16 protein-coding genes are annotated in these 17,308 nt (G+C 64.0%); 4 read left to right on the top strand and 12 right to left on the bottom strand.

Annotated elements, in window-relative coordinates:
- Positions 1-46: 46 nt before the first annotated feature.
- The 3 genes from BB934_RS10145 to BB934_RS10155 all read left to right on the top strand — a co-directional run bounded on the left by BB934_RS10145 (position 47) and on the right by BB934_RS10155 (position 2,904).
- Positions 47-1,021: an extracellular solute-binding protein gene (locus BB934_RS10145; RefSeq protein WP_099509519.1), complete on the top strand. Its 975-nt coding sequence runs from the start codon at positions 47-49 to the stop codon at positions 1,019-1,021.
- Between the two features lie 63 nt (positions 1,022-1,084).
- A complete protein-coding gene (locus tag BB934_RS10150; protein WP_099509520.1) occupies positions 1,085-1,879 on the top strand; it encodes a DeoR/GlpR family DNA-binding transcription regulator in 795 nt (264 codons plus the stop codon).
- Between the two features lie 32 nt (positions 1,880-1,911).
- Positions 1,912-2,904, top strand: coding sequence for a PP2C family serine/threonine-protein phosphatase (locus BB934_RS10155; RefSeq protein WP_099509521.1), 993 nt, complete (start codon positions 1,912-1,914; stop codon positions 2,902-2,904).
- 30 nt (positions 2,905-2,934) lie between these two features.
- Here the strand turns inward: BB934_RS10155 and BB934_RS10160 are convergent, their stop codons facing one another.
- A complete protein-coding gene (locus BB934_RS10160; protein WP_099509522.1) occupies positions 2,935-3,711 on the bottom strand; it encodes an SDR family oxidoreductase in 777 nt (258 codons plus the stop codon).
- Positions 3,712-3,829: 118 nt separating this feature from the next.
- On the opposite strand from BB934_RS10160, the gene BB934_RS10165 reads away from it, so the two are divergent.
- The gene (locus BB934_RS10165; protein WP_099509523.1) at positions 3,830-4,324 is read left to right on the top strand and encodes a nuclear transport factor 2 family protein; all 495 of its coding nucleotides are present in this window, start codon (positions 3,830-3,832) and stop codon (positions 4,322-4,324) included.
- An 18-nt stretch (positions 4,325-4,342) separates the two neighbouring features.
- Here the strand turns inward: BB934_RS10165 and BB934_RS10170 are convergent, their stop codons facing one another.
- The 11 genes from BB934_RS10170 to BB934_RS10220 all read right to left on the bottom strand — a co-directional run bounded on the left by BB934_RS10170 (position 4,343) and on the right by BB934_RS10220 (position 17,108).
- On the bottom strand, positions 4,343-5,830 hold the full coding sequence (locus tag BB934_RS10170) for an NAD-dependent succinate-semialdehyde dehydrogenase (protein WP_099509524.1): 1,488 nt from the start codon (positions 5,828-5,830) through the stop codon (positions 4,343-4,345).
- Positions 5,827-6,597, bottom strand: coding sequence for a sulfite exporter TauE/SafE family protein (locus tag BB934_RS10175; protein ID WP_099509525.1), 771 nt, complete (start codon positions 6,595-6,597; stop codon positions 5,827-5,829). The genes BB934_RS10170 and BB934_RS10175 overlap by 4 nt, the downstream gene beginning before the upstream one ends.
- A 3-nt stretch (positions 6,598-6,600) precedes the next feature.
- Entirely contained in the window at positions 6,601-8,604 is a 2,004-nt protein-coding gene (locus BB934_RS10180) for an alpha-glucosidase (RefSeq protein WP_099509526.1), read from the bottom strand.
- Between the two features lie 9 nt (positions 8,605-8,613).
- Complete coding sequence (locus BB934_RS10185) at positions 8,614-9,375, bottom strand: SDR family NAD(P)-dependent oxidoreductase (protein ID WP_099509527.1); 762 nt, start codon at positions 9,373-9,375, stop codon at positions 8,614-8,616.
- Positions 9,376-9,387: 12 nt separating this feature from the next.
- On the bottom strand, positions 9,388-10,269 hold the full coding sequence (locus BB934_RS10190) for an SMP-30/gluconolactonase/LRE family protein (RefSeq protein ID WP_099509528.1): 882 nt from the start codon (positions 10,267-10,269) through the stop codon (positions 9,388-9,390).
- Between the two features lie 11 nt (positions 10,270-10,280).
- Positions 10,281-11,087 (bottom strand): HpcH/HpaI aldolase family protein, encoded by an 807-nt coding sequence (locus BB934_RS10195; RefSeq protein ID WP_099509529.1) that lies wholly within the window; start codon positions 11,085-11,087, stop codon positions 10,281-10,283.
- Between the two features lie 9 nt (positions 11,088-11,096).
- Positions 11,097-12,830 carry an L-arabinonate dehydratase gene (gene araD, locus BB934_RS10200; RefSeq protein ID WP_099509530.1) on the bottom strand — a complete coding sequence of 578 codons (1,734 nt, stop codon included), beginning with the start codon at positions 12,828-12,830 and terminating at the stop codon, positions 11,097-11,099.
- 11 nt (positions 12,831-12,841) lie between these two features.
- Positions 12,842-13,693: a carbohydrate ABC transporter permease gene (locus tag BB934_RS10205; protein ID WP_099509531.1), complete on the bottom strand. Its 852-nt coding sequence runs from the start codon at positions 13,691-13,693 to the stop codon at positions 12,842-12,844.
- 5 nt (positions 13,694-13,698) lie between these two features.
- Positions 13,699-14,637, bottom strand: coding sequence for a carbohydrate ABC transporter permease (locus BB934_RS10210; protein ID WP_099512725.1), 939 nt, complete (start codon positions 14,635-14,637; stop codon positions 13,699-13,701).
- A 75-nt stretch (positions 14,638-14,712) separates the two neighbouring features.
- Positions 14,713-15,969 (bottom strand): ABC transporter substrate-binding protein, encoded by a 1,257-nt coding sequence (locus BB934_RS10215; protein ID WP_099509532.1) that lies wholly within the window; start codon positions 15,967-15,969, stop codon positions 14,713-14,715.
- Positions 15,970-16,034: 65 nt separating this feature from the next.
- A complete protein-coding gene (locus BB934_RS10220; RefSeq protein WP_099509533.1) occupies positions 16,035-17,108 on the bottom strand; it encodes an ABC transporter ATP-binding protein in 1,074 nt (357 codons plus the stop codon).
- Between the last annotated feature and the right edge of the window lie 200 nt (positions 17,109-17,308).

Consider the following 17,308-nt stretch of genomic DNA (forward strand, 5'->3'; position numbering starts at 1 on the left):
TACAACAAAAGCCGTTTTTAACGTCATCGTGGTTCGGGAGGAACGGATGAAAGCGTTGACAGGCCTATTGGTTACCGCCGTATCGATAGCGGCGTTCGCTGGCGCCGCCTCGGCCCAGGAGAAGGTCGTTCTCTACACGGCCCATAAGACGTCCCTTGTGCAGGCTCTCGCCCCGGTTTTCGAAAAGGAGACCGGAATCAAGACCGAAGTGATCCAGCTCGGCTCCAGCGAGGTGACCCGGCGTGTCCGCGCCGAGGCCAAGGCCCCGAAAGCCGACGTGATCTGGAGCACGACCGGCAGCCTGCTCACCGAGAATGCCGATCTGCTTGAGCCGTACAAATCGAAGGAAGCCGGCGGCATCGACCCGCGCTTCGTGAAGAGCCCGGCCTGGACGCCATACACGGCCGTGATCTACGTGCTCATGCAGAACACGCGCATGATGCCGGAGACCGATACGCCGAAAACCCTGACCGATCTGGCCGATCCCAAGTGGAAGGCAAAAATCGCGTCAGCCAGGGCGGACAATTCCGGTTCCGCGTTCCAGCAGATGATGACGGTCCTGACCGTCTTCGGAGACCAGGGTTGGAACAAGTACGGTGAGATCGCAAAGAACTTCGTGCTGACCGACAGCTCCGGATCGGTGCCGCGTTATGTGGCCGATGGCGAGGCTCCGCTCGGCCTGACCCTTGAGGACAATGCTCTCGAGTACAAGGTCGGCGGCGCGCCGGTGAAGATCGCCTATCTCGCCGATGGAACGACGGCCTCTCCGGACGGCGTTGCCCTCGTGAAGGGCGCGCCCAATGCCGAGAACGGCAAGAAGTTCATCGACTGGGCACTCTCCAAGAAGACGCAGGAGCTGCTCGTCAAGGAAGCCGGACGCCGGTCGGTCCGTACGGACGTCTCCGGTCCGGGCGATCTACCCCCGCTCAGCAGCCTCAAGCTCGTCGAACTGAAGTCCATCGATGAACTCGGCGGAACCCAGGCGGTGCTCGACAAGTGGCGCAAGGCGGTCGGCCAGTAAGTATCGTTGCGGCCGCGTTCCTCAGGGGCACGGCCGCACCTCCCTCGAGAACCATCCGGAACCATGTCCGCTCGCCTATCGACGAAGGCCACGAAACTGCCGGCGGAGGAACGACGGCGGCATATCATCGAGTCGATCGAACGGCTCGGTGGCACCCCGGTCATGAATCTCGCCCAGGAGCACGGGGTCACCTCGCAGACCATCAGGCGCGATCTGCAGGAACTGGAATCACGCGGCCTCATTCAAAAGAGTCACGGTGTCGCCCTTCCCGGTCCGGGCTCTACGGCCATCGCATACAAGGACAGGAACGCCCATCAGACGGAGCTGAAGCGCCGCCTCATGGCGCCACTGGCCGAATTCATTCATCCGGGCTCGACCATCTATGTGGGGCTCGGCACGACATTCAACTCGATTCATGAGATCCTGCGCGACCGATCCCGCCTGATCGTCGCAACGAGCAATCTCGGCGTTGCCTATGCGTGCACGTTCAACACCATGGTCACGCTCTACCTCTTCGGCGGCTATGTTCGACGCAACGATACGGCCATTCTGGCTGCGACGGGCGGTGGCCTCGGCAACACCTTCAAGTTCGACCTTGCGATCCTCGGCGCCAATGCCGTCGACGAGGACGGCGCCGTGCTCGCCCATGATCCCCTCGAGGTCGCCTTCGTCCAGGAGGTGATTGCCGCCTCCCGGCAGGTGATCTTCGTCGTGCAGGCGGACAAGTTCGGCGGCCGCGCGCCTCATGCGATCAGCCATCTGTGCCACGCCTCCGTGCTCATCACCAACTGCGATCCCAGATCGAAGCTGAAAGACCCGACGATCCTCGACGCGACGCGCGTCGTTCAAGTCAAGTAGGCTCTCCCCATTTCCGAAAGCGAGTTTGCTCCATGCTTATTGAAGCCTTCTCAGAGGCCAAGGATCCCTCTGCGCCCGACACGAACGAGGACCGCTTCGTCATCCTGCCAGGACGCGCCTTTGCGGTGATCGACGGCGTCACCGACCGCCTCGGCACGCGCTACAACGGCATGCTGTCCGGCCAATACGCGGCAATGATCGTCAAGGAAGCGCTGGAACACGCGCTCACCCGCCCCGACCGACCCACCGACACGAAGCTCCTGATCCCCGTCCTGACCCAGGCTATCGCCGATGCCTATAGGGCTCACGGCACGCTGGACGCCGCACGGTCCGACGTCAACTATCGGTTCTCTTCTACCCTCACCGTCGCTCTCATTGGTGAAGAAACCATCGATATCGCCCTTGTGGGCGACAGCGGGATCCGCATCAACGGCAGCCGGATCCTGCAGGTCGACAAGGACCTGGACCTGATCACCTCGACCTTGCGAAAGCAGGCCTGGCCGATCATCGGCGCCCGTACGAGCGACCCGGCAGTGCAGGAGAAAGCATCGCGGCGGGTCACCTGGTTCGGCACCCGCCAGCCGCTGGAGGCCCTGGCCGAGTTGCTCGATCCTCAGGACCTCGCATCGATCGAGGAGCGGACCGTCACCGCATGCACAGAGGCGCTTCCACACGTGCCTCGCGGCGACATCGAAACGCTCGTGCGCGGAGGCATCGTCCATGCGCAGGGCGCCTATCAGAACAATGCCAGCACGATACTCGGCTACTCAGCACTCGACGGCTTCGAGGTTCCCTTATCCCTCGTGCATTTCGAGCGACTTCCACGATCAGAAGTCCGAACGATCGAGCTGTTCTCGGACGGATACTTCAAGCCCGGTGCGGATTTCGGCGTCGCATCGTGGGAAGAAGCGTTTCGCGAGGTGGAGCGGGACGACCCCGCGAAGGTCACGCTCTATCTCTCGCCCAAGGGCTCGACGGCCACCCATTGGACCGACGACCGGACCTATCTCGGCGTAAGGTTCTGAGCATGACGACCTGAGGGGACGCAGGTCGCTTCAGAATTCGGCGCCGCAGAATTCACGGGCCATGGTCGTCGAGCCTGCGGTGAGGCCGCCGTCGAGAGCGATGACCGCGCCGGTGATCATCCGCGCGTCCGGGCCGATCAGGAAGGCCGCCAGACCCGCCACGTCCTCCGGTACGCACACGTCGCCCAAAGGATACCAGCGTTTCACCCGCTCGAGGATCTCGGGATCGTGCGCCACGCGCTCGTTCCAAGCCTGCGTCTTCACGCTGCCGGGGGCGATGGCGTTCGCCCGAACGCCGTATCGCCCGAGCTCCACGGCCAGGAACCGGGTGAAATGCTCGAGGCCCGCCTTTGCGGCACTGTAGGCCGGGTAGCCGTAGATCCCAGTGGCATTGGCCGAGGAGATATTGATGATGATGCCCCTGCCTCGAGTCATCATGCCTTCCTGCACGGCGCGCACACAGCGCCAAGCGCCATTCAGGTTAAGGTCGAGATCGGCCAGCCACGCGGATTCATCGGTCGAGGCGAGCGTCGGCGCGGTCACACCACCCGCATTATTGACGAGGACGCCGATCGCGCCAAAGATTGCTTGCGCTTGTTTGACGGCTTCGCCGATCGAGGCACCGTCAGTCACGTCGGCTGTGATGCATGCGAGACGATCTCCATCCGCGATGTCTCGGGCCGCCCCTTCGAGAGCGGCTGCGTCCCGGTCGAGCAGCACGACCCTGTGCCCGCCGGCCAGAAAACGCCGGGCCAGCGCCCGGCCGATATCGCCGGCGCCACCGGTCACAAGTATTGTCTCGCTCATTCCTCGCCTCCCCGGATCTCAAGGTTTAGCGACTCCGGAGCCGTGTACAAGCCTTTTGGATCGGTTCCATGCCGCCGATTTCACCTCTACGATCCGATGCTAAAGGAGCTTTTGTACGATGCCCGACACCAATCCTTTTCCGCCCGGCGATCCCGACCGTCGCGCGATCTGGGACATGCTTGTGCAACGCGACATCCGTGCCTTCGTCGCGGGTGATTGGGACGCACATTTTGCAGATTTCGCGCCGGATGGCTTCTTCGGCATCGACGGCCGGTTCTCGGACGATCCCGATTCCTGGCGCGCGACCTTTGCCGATATCGCGCGCTATCGCGAGGCCTGGCTTGCGGGCAGCGCAGAACTCGCCGGACGCATCGACCCCAAGGATCTGGAACAGGCCCTGTTCGCGCTGACGACCTTGCGCGAGATCGAAATCGTCGACGACTTCGCAATGGCGCGCAAGAAATTTGACGGCACGATCCAGCTCGTCGGGGCCGAGCCAACCGTGTTGCGCTGGCAGACGCTGTACTTCTGCCGACGCATCGCGGACCGCTGGCGCATCGCAGGCTTTCTAGGCTATCTGCCGAATCCCATGGGGCATGCCGTCCCAAAATAAGCTGTGTGCCTTTATCACTCACATGGCGAGATTGATGTATTTGATTTCGAGGAAGCCCTCGATGCCGTATTTCGAGCCCTCGCGGCCCAACCCTGACTGCTTCACGCCGCCGAACGGCGCCATCTCGTTGGCGAGCGCCGGCGTGTTCACCCCGACCATACCGCTCTCGAGCGCCTCCGCCACGCGCCAGACCCGGGCCATGTCGCGGGCATAAAAGTACGCCGCCAGCCCGAACTCCGAGTCGTTCGCCATCGCGATCACCGCGGCCTCGTCCGTAAACGCCACGATCGGCGCCAGCGGCGCAAACGTCTCCTCCTTCGTCACCTTCATGGCCTGCGTGATCCCGGTCATCACGGTGGGCTCGAAGAACGTGCCGCCGAGGCTCGAGCGCCGGCCGCCCACCAGCACCTGCCCGCCCTTTTCCAGCGCATCGGCCACATGCTCCTCCATCTTGGCCACGGCGCGGTCGTCGATCAGCGGGCCCATGCTCACGCCTTCCTCGGTGCCCCGGCCGAGCTTGAGCGCCTTGGCCTTGGCGGCAAGCTTTTCGGCAAAGGCTTCGGCCACGCTCTCCTGGACGTAGATCCGGTTGGCGCAGACGCAGGTCTGGCCGGCATTGCGGAACTTCGAGGCCATCGCGCCGTCGACCGCCGCATCGAGATCGGCATCGTCGAACACGATGAACGGCGCGTTGCCGCCAAGCTCGAGCGACAGCCGCTTGATCCCGTCCGCCGCCTCCTTCATCAGCCAGCGCCCGACCCCGGTCGAGCCGGTGAAGGTGATCTTGGCGACCTTCGGGTTGTGGCAGAACTCCGCCCCGATCGCCTTGGCATCGTCGGTGGTGATCACCGAGAAGGCGCCCTTCGGCACACCGGCGCGCTCGGCCAGCACGGCCAGCGCCAGGGCCGAGAGCGGGGTTTGCGCCGCCGGTTTCAGCACCATGGTGCAGCCGGCGGCGAGCGCCGGGCCGACCTTGCGGGTGATCATGCCGTTGGGAAAGTTCCAGGGCGTGATCGCGGCGCAGACCCCGACCGGCTGCTTGAGCACGAGGATGCGCTGGTTCGGGGCAGCGCCCGGGATGACGTCGCCGTCGATGCGCTTGGCCTCCTCCGCAAACCACTCGATATAGGCCGCGTTCGAGAGCACCTCAGCCTTGGCCTCGGACAGCGGCTTGCCCTGCTCGGTGGTGAGGATCAGGGCGAGATCGTCGGCGTTGGCGACGATCAGGTCGTACCAGGCCTTCAGGATGCGGCTGCGCTCCTTGGCCGGGCGCTTGGCCCAGTCCTTCTGCACCTCGGCCGCCGCATCGACGGCGCGGCGGGCGGCCGAAGCATCGAGCGCCGGCACGTCGACGATCGGCGCACCGTCGAACGGATCGGTGACGGCAAAGCTCCGGCCGTCCGCCGCCGCGATCCACTCGCCCGCCACATAGGCCCGGTCCACCAGCAAAGACCGATCCTTCAACTCAACAACACGACGCTCAACAGACTTCAGCTGCGCTGTCATGATAGACCTCCAAATAGATGTGCGACGGCGGGCGCTCCGAGGGACACGCCTGACAGGAAGAGAAGGACGAAGACGATGCGCCTCATGGTGGTTGCTGCAACCGAAGGCGGCCAGCGGCGCGCGGCATAGGTCATGCCTATGACAACCGGAATGGCGAAAAGGCCGGTCAGCGTCGATCCCGACGGCAGATTTCCGGACAGAACCACAAGCCCGATGCGGAAGACCGCATTGAGTGCGAAGACGGTGACGAGGGTTTCGCGCACCGTCACCATGGGCATAGGCTGGCGGTAGAAATGGTAGACGAGCGGCGGACCGGCGGTCGAGAACATGCCTCCCATCAACCCTGCGATGGCACCGACGGCGACGAACGATCCGTCGCCCGACTGCTTCGCCAGCGGCTCGGGCCTTCGAAGCAGTTGCAGGCTCGAGACGATGATCACGAGCCCGAGGAGCAGCCGCAGGAGATCGGCCTGCGTTCCGGCAAGCCATTCCAGCAGCCAGTAGCCGACGAAGACCATCGGGATGCTGGCGGCCATCACAAAGCCGAACTCGCGCCAGGCCACATCGCGCCAGCCCTTCAGGAGCATCTGCGCCGCATTCGTCAGCGTCAGGACGCTCACGATCATCGCCGCATCCGGAAGCGGCAGCAGACCGGTCAGGCCGACGCCGCCCATGGTGATCAGGCCGAAGGCGAAGCCCGTCAGCGTCTGCGCATAAGCGGCAGCGCCTGCCAGTACGAGAAAGCCGATGAGTTCAGCGGATGACATCGCCTAAAGGTGCCTCAGGCCGGCAAACAGCTCCGAGAACTCCGAGCCGGCGCGATAGAAGACCGGCGGCTGACCGAACGGCGCAGGAACCGTTACCTCGCGCCCGCCCACAAAGGTCTCAGACGACCACGCATGGATCCAGTCCGCACCCTCCGGAAGATAGGTCGTCCATTCGGACTTCCCGGCATGCCAGACGGGGGCGACAAGCAGGTCGGGGCCGTAGAGATAGGCGTCCTGGATGGCATAGGTCCGGGCATCGTGCTCGAAATGGAGGAACAGGGGCCGCTGGACCGGGAGCCCTTGAGCGGAAGCCTCCGCCACGAGAGATTTCAGATAGGGAACAAGGTGCACATAAACTCTCGTCATCCGCGCGAAATGCGCAAGCACCTGCGGGTCATGATCGATCTGCAGGTTATCGCGCGGACGGTTGCCCTCATGAGTGCGCATGACGGGCGTGAAGGCACCCATCTCGGCCCAGCGCATGATCAGCTCCGCCGTGCGGACATTGCCGAAGAGACTCGTATAACCGCCGATGTCCGAATGGTGATAGGCGTTTCCGAGGAGCCCCGACGAGAGCGCGCCCGAGATCACCGTCACGAGCCCGTCGTGGCGGGTAAAATCGACCGACTGGTCGCCGCCCCACAGGAGGGGACAGTGTTTCTGAACGCCCGTGAAGCCGGCGCGCATGAAGAACATGGCCTCGCCCGTCTTGCCCCGGCTTTCCACCGCGCGGGCATTCACCTCGGCCCAGAGCGTCGGCCATGCATTGTGCATCAGCTTCGCATCGACTCCATTGGCTAGCTTGACGTCGATCGGCAGGTATTCTCCGAAATCGGCCATCCAGCCGGAGAGGCCAAAATCGAGCATGTTCTGGCCGATCACCCGCTCGGCGAACCATGCGGCAGCATCCGGATTGGTGAAGTCGACGACGCCGCAATCGAACTCGCCGAAATCCACCAGGGCGGTGTTGCCGTTCTCGTCCGTCGCGAAATAGCCGGCGGCTTCCGCCTCCGGGAACAGAGAGCCGTCAACGGCGAGGTAGGGATTGACGTAGCCGAGGAAGCGGATGCCGCGATCCTCCAGCTCGGCGATGCGCTGGCGCAGCCCCGGATAGCGATCGTCGTTCGCCTTCCAGTCCCAGAACAGGCGTGCCCCGAAGGAGGTGTGGCGCAGGCCGACCCAATCCTCGCACCAGAGGCCCGACACCTTCGTGCCGGCCGCAATGATGGCCTCAAGACGGTCGAGCGAGTTCGCCCCGTCCTTCAGGCCGATGATCGCGCCGCCATAGACCCAGTCCGGCAGCGGCGGCTGGCGTCCGAAGCGCTCAGACATGGCCTCGACGAGAGCGACGAAGGTCGGGCGTGACGTGAACTCGATCCGTTCCGGGACGGCCCAGATCTCCACTTCGTGGAAATCGTCTTTCCGGAAATCGAAAGCCGAATAGGCCGTGGTCTCCACATGCAGCGCATAGCGCCGAGAGGAGAGATAGGTCGGCTGCGGATAGTTGGTGTTCCAGTAATCGCCGCCCGACTTGCCGGTCACATCCGACTTGAAGGTGATCTCCGTCGTCTTGTCGCGCCCGACACCAGGCTCTGAGGTCCAGAGCGGGAACCGACGGCCTCGCATGTCGAAATACGACATCTGTTCGCCGCCGCCCCAGACGTGCTCGCCCTGCTCGGCGGGAACGCGGAGCCAGATCCGGTTGAGGGACGCATCCTCGGTCCGAAAGGCAATGGCAAGGTCGCTGTCGCCTCCCGACACCCGAAGGCCCAGCCGGACCGGCTGCCCCGGAGCGGCGGAGAAGGCAATGTCGGAGCCGGACACGACCGCATGGGCAAGCGGCGTGCGCTCGATGACATAATCCTCGATGTCGAAATTGCCGCGATACATATCCATCCGCGCGTCGCCCTGGCCGACGAAGAGGCATGGCGCATCGCTGCGATGACGCAGGAGGAGCTTCCCGTCGAGAACAAGATCAAAGCCGTTGGATGTCGTCTGGATCGGCATGGGTCACTCTCAGTTCTGGGTCAGGCCGGCATCGACCATGAAGTTCGCGCCCGTGCAGCCGCCGCTTTCATCGGATCCGACGAAGAGGGCCATTCGGACAACATGGCTAGCGTCGAGCCGGAATTTCAGCGCCTGGAGATCGAGAAACTGCTGGTTCAATTCGGGGGTCAACCAAAGCTTCTGCTGGCGCTCCGTCAGGATCGCACCCGGCACGATGCAGTTCACCCGGATACCGGAGGGTCCGAGCTCGCGGGCCAGCGTGCGGGTCATGCCGTTGATGGCAGCCTTCGCAGTCGTGTATCCGACCATGCCGGGACGGCCGCGCATCCAGGAAATCGAGCCGAGCATGATGACGGATCCGGCACCTCGTGCAGCCATGCCCTTGACCACGGCCTGCGTCGCGAAGAACTGGTGGTCGAGATTGAGGGCCAGAGCATGACGCCAGTAATCCGGCTCCACCTCGGTCATGTCGTGCCGGTCGTCCTTGCCGGCGTTGTTGACGAGAACGTCCACGCCGCCCCGATCGGTTTCGATCGTCGCCAGCACCGCACGGAGCGCGGGAATGTCCGTGACATCGCAGGCGTGAAAAGCGGCGCCGGTTTCACCCGCCAGTGCAAGTCCTGCTTCCGTCGCGATGTCGATGAAGGACACCCGCGCGCCCTGCGCCACGAAAGCCTTCACCATCTCCTCGCCGATTCCGGACGCGCCGCCCGTGATCACGACGGATCGGTTCTCGAGAGACCGGTATCGAACGCTTGTATAGTCGGACATCGCAATATGGCCTTAAACGGATGGATCGAAACAGGTTTCGGGCAGGCCCGGCACATCGACGGGCATTGCGAAGAGGCTGCCCGAATGGGGCAGGCCTGCGAGCTCGCTCTCGGAACGACCGGTTCGGGCGGAGGTCACGTACAGCGTCTTCCGGTCGGAGCCGCCGAAGCAGACCATGGTGGGGCATCGGGCCGGAACGGCATGTTCCGCCAGCATCTGCCCATCCGGCGCGTAGCGCTGGATACGGCCACCCTCGAACAGGGCCGTCCAGTAGCAGCCTTCAGCATCCACCGCGGCACCGTCGGGGCGGCCGCGGTCATCTTCGGTGGGCTCGAGACGCACGAAAAGCGTCTTGTCCGTCGCCTCCCCGCTTTCAGGATCGTAGGCATAGCGCCACACCGTGAAGGTCGGCGTATCGGAATGATAGAGCGTGCGCCCGTCCGGCGAGAAGGCGACGCCATTCGAGGTGAGCAGACCACCCGCGAGCGTTACGAGACCTCGCCGGTCGTAGCGGTAGAGATGCGCCTTGCCGCCATCCTTCGGCTCGTCGATGGTGCCCGCCAGGAAGCGGCCTGCCGGATCGACGCGTCCGTCGTTGAAGCGGCTGGTGCGCTGGTCCTCGGGATTTTCCGCGAGCTTCGCCTCGCGACCACCTTTGGAATCGAGCAGCCACAGACCCGAGCGGAAACCTGCGATGAAGCCGCCACCTTTCCTGAAGCCGATGCATCCGATTTCTTCGGGCATAGGGATGACGGCATGCCTGCCCGTCGCAGGGTGGAAGCGATGGAGCGCCATGCCCTTGATGTCGACGAAATAGAGCGCCTGCTCGTCGGCATCCCAGATCGGACACTCGCCGAGCTGCGCGCGCACATCGAGGGCGACGGTCAGCGGCATCTTGCGAACCCTCAATAAGCCGCAGCCGGCGCATTCACGGGAACGGGCTGGTCGCGCAAGGCGCCGAGCCATTCCGATGCGCGGCTCGTCATCATGGCGATGTCGGACGCAACCGCTACGTAACTGTAGCCGTAACCGATGAAGCGGCGCACCATGTCCGGATTCGGGCCGACGATGCCGACCGGCTTGCCGGCATCGCGTGCCAGCGCAGCAGCCTTCTCGATCAGCGCCTGGACGTCGGGATGCGCGATGTTGCCGATATGCCCCATGGCGGCGGCCAAATCGCCCGGTCCTACGAACAGGGCATCGATGCCGGGAACCGCCGCGATTTCCGGCAGCCGCTCGATCGCCTCCGGCGTCTCGAGCTGGACGATCACCGCCACCTGATCGTTGGCGCGCTTCAAATAATCGGTCGCGCGACCGAACCGCGAGCCGCGATGAACGGCAGCGACGCCTCGCACGCCCTCAGGCGGGTATTTCGCGAATGAGACCGCTTGGCGGGCTTCCTCGGCCGTCTGGACGAACGGGACCATGATCGTCTGGGCGCCGGCATCGAGCACCCGCTTCACGAGCACCTGATCGTTCCAGGCGAGACGGACGACCGCATCGGCCGGCGTGCAGCCGATGGCGCGCAGGATGTGAGCGAGGTCCGACACCTCGATCGGCACATGCTCCATATCCACCACGAGGAAGTCGAAGCCGCTGTAGCCCATCGCCTCGGCCGTCGCGGGCGCTGCCGCCATGAGCCAGGTACCGAGAGGCGGGCGCGGGCCCTCCCCCTTCAGCCAAGTCTTGAAGCGGTTCTCGATGTCGATCATGGCGTGCCCTTAGAAGATTGACGGCTCGACCACCGGGTCGGGCGTGCTCAGGAAATCGAAGTCGCAGCCTTCATCGGCCTGCGAGACATGGCGCTGATAGAGTGCGGCGAAAGAGCGGCTGTAGAGATGTGCCGTCGGCTTCCATTCCGCCCGGCGGCGTTCCAGCTCGGCCTCGTCGACCCTCATGTCGAGTCGCCCGGCCGCCACGTCGAGCTCCACGAGGTCTCCGGTCTTGAGGAGACCGAGGGGACCGCCCACGGCGGCCTCGGGTGCGACATGCAGGATGCAGGTGCCGTAATGGGTTCCGCTCATGCGCCCGTCGCAGATGCGCACCATGTCGCGAACGCCCTGCTTGAGAAGCTTCTTCGGGATCGGGAGGTTGCCCCATTCCGGCATGCCCGGCGCGCCGACTGGACCGGCATTGCGGAGCACGATGACCGTGTCCTCCGTGATGTCGAGATCGGGATCGTCGATGGTCCGGTTCATCTCCGCCGGGTTGTCAAAGACGAGCGCCGGCCCGACATGCTTGAGGAATTTCGGGCTCGCTGCCGAGGATTTCATGACCGCGCCGTTCGGGGCGAGGTTGCCGCGCAGAACGGCGAGCGTCTTGCCGCGCGAAAGCGGCACGACCGGATTGTCTTCGCCCCGGATGACATCGTCGTTCCAACACTCGGCTCCGGCGATGCTCTCGCCCAGCGTCCTGCCGTTCACGGTCATGGCATCCGGATCGAGATGCCGCTCCAGCTTCCTGAGCAGTGCCGGCAATCCGCCTGCGAAGTAGAAATCCTCCATCAGGTATTCGCCGGACGGGAAGAGATTGGCGCAGACCGGCACCTTGCCTGCCATGTCGGACATGTCGTCGAGCGTCAGATCGATGCCGGCCCGGCGTGCCATGGCGATCAGATGCACGGCAGCATTGGTCGAGCCCCCGAGCGCCATGTAGGCAACAAGACCGTTGCGGAAGCTGCGGGCATCGAGAAAGCGGGACGGCTTCCAATCCTGCCAGATCATCTCCACGATGCGCTCGCCACAGGCCGAGGCCATTCGCGGATGGCCGCTATCGGCCGCCGGGATCGACGACGCGCCAGGGAGCGTCAGGCCCATGGCATCGACGATCGACGTCATCGTGGATGCCGTGCCCATGGTGTTGCAGGTGCCGATGGAGCGGGTCATCCGGCTTTCCAGGTCGACCCAATCGGCTTGCGTGATATTGCCGGCGCGAAGCTCGTCCCAGTATTTCTTGGTATGGGTTCCGGCTCCGGTCTTCTGGCCGCGCCATTGCCCGTTCGACATCGGCCCCGCCGGACAGTAGATCACCGGAATGTCCATGCTGATCGCCCCCATGAGGAGGCCTGGCGTGGACTTGTCGCAGCCACCCAGCAGCACGGCCCCGTCGATGGGGTGCGAGCGCAGGAGCTCTTCCACCTCCATCGCGAGAAAGTTGCGATAGAGCATGGTGGTGGGCTTCACCATCACCTCTCCGACCGACAGGGCCGGCAGCTCCACCGGATAGCCGCCTGCCTGCCAGACGCCGCGCTTCACAGCCTCCGCACGGTCGCGCAGATGCGAGTGGCAGGGGCTCAGGTCGCTCCAGGTGTTGACGATCGCAACGACCGGCTTTCCGAGAAACTCCTCCCGGCGCAGGCCCATCTGCTGAGTGCGCTGGCGATGCGCAAAGCCGCGCATGTCGTCGGAGGCATACCAGCGCTGGCTCCGCAGTTCCCCGATCGGTCGGCGTGTCATCTCGAAAATCCTTATCCCTTGATGCCGCCGGAGGTCAGACCGGATACGACACGCTCCTGGAAGATCACGATCAGGACCGCGACGGGCACGATGCCGACGACGAGCGCCGCCGAGATCACCGGCCAGGGGAACGCGAACTCGCCCTGATAGAGCGTGATACCGACGGGAAGCGTGCGCAGCATCGGGTTGGAGTTGAACGAAAGCGCGAGCAGGAACTCGTCCCAGGCGTTGACGAAGGCAAGGATGCCCGCTGTGAAGACGCCCGGCGCCGACAACGGCACCACGACCTTGAACAGCGCACCGAGGCGGGTGCAGCCGTCGATCATCGCCGAGTTCTCGAGATCGCGCGGAATGCCCTCGAAGAACGAGACCAGGATCAGCGTGCAGACGGGGAGGCTCAGGACCGTATAGGGAAGGATCAATGCGATCCACGTGTTGAGCAGACCGAGCGCTCGCATGATCTCGAAGAGCGGCACGAGCAGCGTGACCAGCGGGAAGGTCGAGACTGCAATGATGGCCGACAGGATCAGGTCGCGCCCACGGATCTGGAGCCGGGCCAATGCGTAGGCCGCAAGGACGGCGATGAAAAGCGTCAATGCGGTCGAAAGGATTGCGACCATGAAGCTGTTGAACAGGAACAGCAGCAGGGGCTGGTCTGTGAAGGCGCGCAGATAGTTCGCGAGTGTCGGCGCATGCGGAAGCCAGGTGATCGGCTTGGCGGTCAGCTCGGCTTCGGTCTTGAGCGACGTGAACAGGATCCACAGCGCCGGGAACATCCCGTTCACCACCAGGATGCAGCCGATGAGGATGCGCAGCGGCTTGCCCGAGAGCAAAGAGCGATTGGCGGTCATATCATGGCTCATGACTGTCACCCCTTGGCCCGTATCATGCGAAGATAGACCGCCGTCACGCCCATGGAGAGGGCGAACATGACCACGGCGAGCGCCGAGCCGTAGCCCAGATCGAGGAAGTCGACGGTGTTCTGATGGATATACATGGCGAGCGTCGCGGTGGAGGTGCCCGGACCGCCGCGCGTCATGGTGAAGGGAATATCGAAGGTCTGCAGCGCCGTGATGGTGCGGAAGATCAAAGCCACGACGATGGAGGGCTTGAGAAGTGGCAGGGTGATCTCGAAGAACTGTCTGAAGCGCCCTGCCCCATCCACCTCAGCCGCCTCGTAGAGCGAGCGCGGGATGGTCTGGAGGCCGGCCAGGATGATCAGCGCCATGAAGGACGACGTCTTCCAGACGATCGTCAGGCAGATCGCGGCAAAGGCCCAATTGGCGGAGTTGAACCAGATCACGCCCTCGAAGCCGAGACGGCGCAGCACGTCGTTCACGACGCCGTATTCGGAATGGAAGAACCACGCGAAGATCAGACCCGCAAATGCGAGAGGCAAGGCCCATGGAATCAGAAGCGAGAGACGGACCGGCCACTTCGTCTTGAACGGCAGGTTGGCCATCAAGGCGAGCGCCATGCCGACAAGCAGCGCGCCGGGAACGGTGATGACGGTAATGAGCACCGTGTTCCAGGTCGTCTCCCAGAACACCGGATCCTCCAGCATGAGGACGTAGTTCTCAAGCCCGGCGAAGGTTGCCGGCGCGCCGGAGGTCAGCGACAGGTTCTGAAAGCTGGTCCAGACCAGACGGCAGACCGGGTAGACGATGATGAGCGACAGCAGCAGGGCTGTGGGCAGGAGAAGCAGCACGGCCAGGGTTCGCTCGCTCGGATCGAGGAACCGCGTCCACCACTTCGTGCCGCTCTCGTTATGCGCCGTCACTAAGGTCGTTTCGCTGGCCGTTGCCATCGTCATGGTCCTGCCCGTTGCAACGTTGGGGGGATGGACGCCCAAGGCATCCATCCGGTGGTTTTACTGGTGCGATCAGCGCAGAACGCGGCGCAGGCGACCTTCCATCTGCGTCGCGCCTTCCTCGGGCGTCGACTGACCGGCCAGGACTGCGTTGACCGTGGTGCGGATGATGTCGCTCACCTCGTTGTAGCGCGGCGTCACTGGCCGGGCCTTTGCGGTCTCCACCACCGGACGGGCGCTGGCAAACCACGGAACGGCCTTGGTTACATCCTGATCCGTATAGACATCCGGGAATTGCGGAAGCAGGGAAGCGTTGATCGCCATGAACTCCGAGGTCTCGGGGCTCGACAGGTACTGCACGAGCTTCTGCGCCTCGGTCTTGTTGTTGGAATAGGCGGACACGCCCCATTCCCAGCCGCCGAGGCAGGATGCCGGCTGGCCGCCCTGTACGGCCGGAAGCTTCACGACGCCGACCTTATCCTTCACAGCGGATTCGGCTCCCTGGAACTGACCCCAGGCATAGGACCAATTGACGGCGAACAGCACGTTGCCGGCCTGGAACTCCTTGCGGGTATCATCGGTGGCGACTTCCGCGATGTTCTTCTTGGACACGCCCTGGTCGACGAAGTCCTTCCACAATTTCAGCGACTTCACGGCCGCATCCTTGTCGAAGGACAGCTTGCCGTCGGAGACGAGCTGCTTGCCCATGCTCCAGTAGGGCAGGAGGAAGGTGCAGACCGCGCCCTCGATCGCCTTGCCTTGGAAGGAGAGGCCCTGAAGGTTCGCATCCTTCTCGGCCGCGGTGACCTTCTTGGCGGCGGCGGCAAGCTCGTCCCAGGTCTGCGGCGGCTGAACGCCGTGCTTCTCAAGCAGATCCTTGCGGTAATAGAGGAACATGGCATCGGCGAAGGCGGGCAGAGCAACGACTTTGCCGTCGACGGTGTTCGCTTCGGCATAGGCCGGAAGGTAGCGCTTCATAGCGGCGCTGGCGTCTCCGAGCACGTCGTTGAACGGCACCGTCCAGCCGGCCGCCGCATATTGTGCGGGACGGATCACGTCGAGAATCATCACATCGAGCGAGGAATCCTTCGCCGTCATGACGGTGTTGAGATATTGCGCCTGCGCCTCGGAGGTGTTGCCGCCCGTTTCGATGGTCACCTTCACGTTGGGGTTCTTGGCCTCGTACATGTCGAAGGCCTTGCGCCAGACATCCGGGCGATGCTGGCTGGAGACGAACACGCGAAGATTCGTCTGCGCCATGGAGGCGGATGACGACAGGGTGATGGCCGCACCGGCCAGAAGCAGCGTCATGGTCTTGTTCAAGGTCATCGTTTCCTCCGTGAGAATTGGCGATGCCGGTACCTTGCCGACACCCCTTGTTTGATCTCGAACTCTCAGACGAGAGCCCGTTCCGTTGCCGCATCGAAGAGGTGGACCCGGGAGGGGTCGACACCGATGTACAAGGTTTCGCCGGGGCTCGGCCGCATGTCGGGCGCAACGCGCGCCGTCAGCGTGGACGGGCCGAGAGCGAAATGGATGAGCGTGTCGGAGCCCAGCGGCTCGACGACCTGCACCCGGCCGGAGAGGGCATGCCCTTCGCCTGCCGGCACGAAATGCTCGGGGCGGATGCCGACGATGACATCGCGGCCGTCCTGGCTACCGGCGCGTCCGATGGCGTGGCTCTGAAGCGGTACGCTGCTCCCGCCATCGAACACCACCGCCCCGCCGCGGATCGTGCCCCGCGCGAAGTTCATGGCCGGCGAACCGATGAAGCCGCCGACGAAGACGCTCGCCGGATTGTTGTAGACCTCGTCCGGGGTGCCGACCTGCTCGATCTCGCCGCCCTTGAGGATCACGATGCGGTCGGCGAGCGTCATCGCTTCCACCTGGTCGTGGGTCACGTAGATGATCGTGGTGCCGATGGCCTGGTGGAGACGCTTGATCTCGGTCCGCACCTGACCGCGCAGCTTGGCGTCGAGGTTCGAGAGCGGCTCGTCGAAGAGGAAGACCTGGGGACGGCGCACGATGGCGCGGCCCATGGCGACGCGCTGACGCTGACCGCCGGAGAGCTGGCTCGGCTTGCGCTCCAGCAGCTGCCCGATCCCCAGCATGTCGGCCGCCTGGGCGATGCGGGTCTTGATCTCAGGCGTCGGGACACCTCGGACCTTCAGGCTGAAGGCCATGTTGTCGTAGACGGTCTTGTGCGGATAAAGCGCGTAATCCTGGAACACCATGGCGATGTCGCGCTCGCGCGGCGGCAGCCTGTTCACCACCCGCTCGCCGATGCGGATCTCTCCGTCGCTGATGCTTTCCAGCCCGGCCAGCATGCGCAGGGTCGTCGACTTGCCGCAGCCGGACGGCCCGACCAGCACGACGAATTCCCGGTCGGCGATTTCGAGGTCGATGCCCTTCACGATCCGAAGCGCACCGTAATTCTTCTCAAGCTTACGGAAGCTGACTGACGACATGCTCCCTCCCTGTTGCTTTGCGGCACGCTCGACCTTCGCGCACCCGATCATGGCTTCCGGCGAACCGGGCAAGTTTGGCGTAATCAACCTATCATAGCGCTACGATGATCTGAATGCAAGAGGTCTCGTAGCCATGTCTGCCGCCTGCCGCATTCGCCGGAAATATGCCCATAATAGGGCATAAGAGCCAGATAACGCCT

The organism is Microvirga ossetica, assembly GCF_002741015.1.
In the GTDB taxonomy this organism is placed as follows: Bacteria; Pseudomonadota; Alphaproteobacteria; order Rhizobiales; family Beijerinckiaceae; genus Microvirga; species Microvirga ossetica.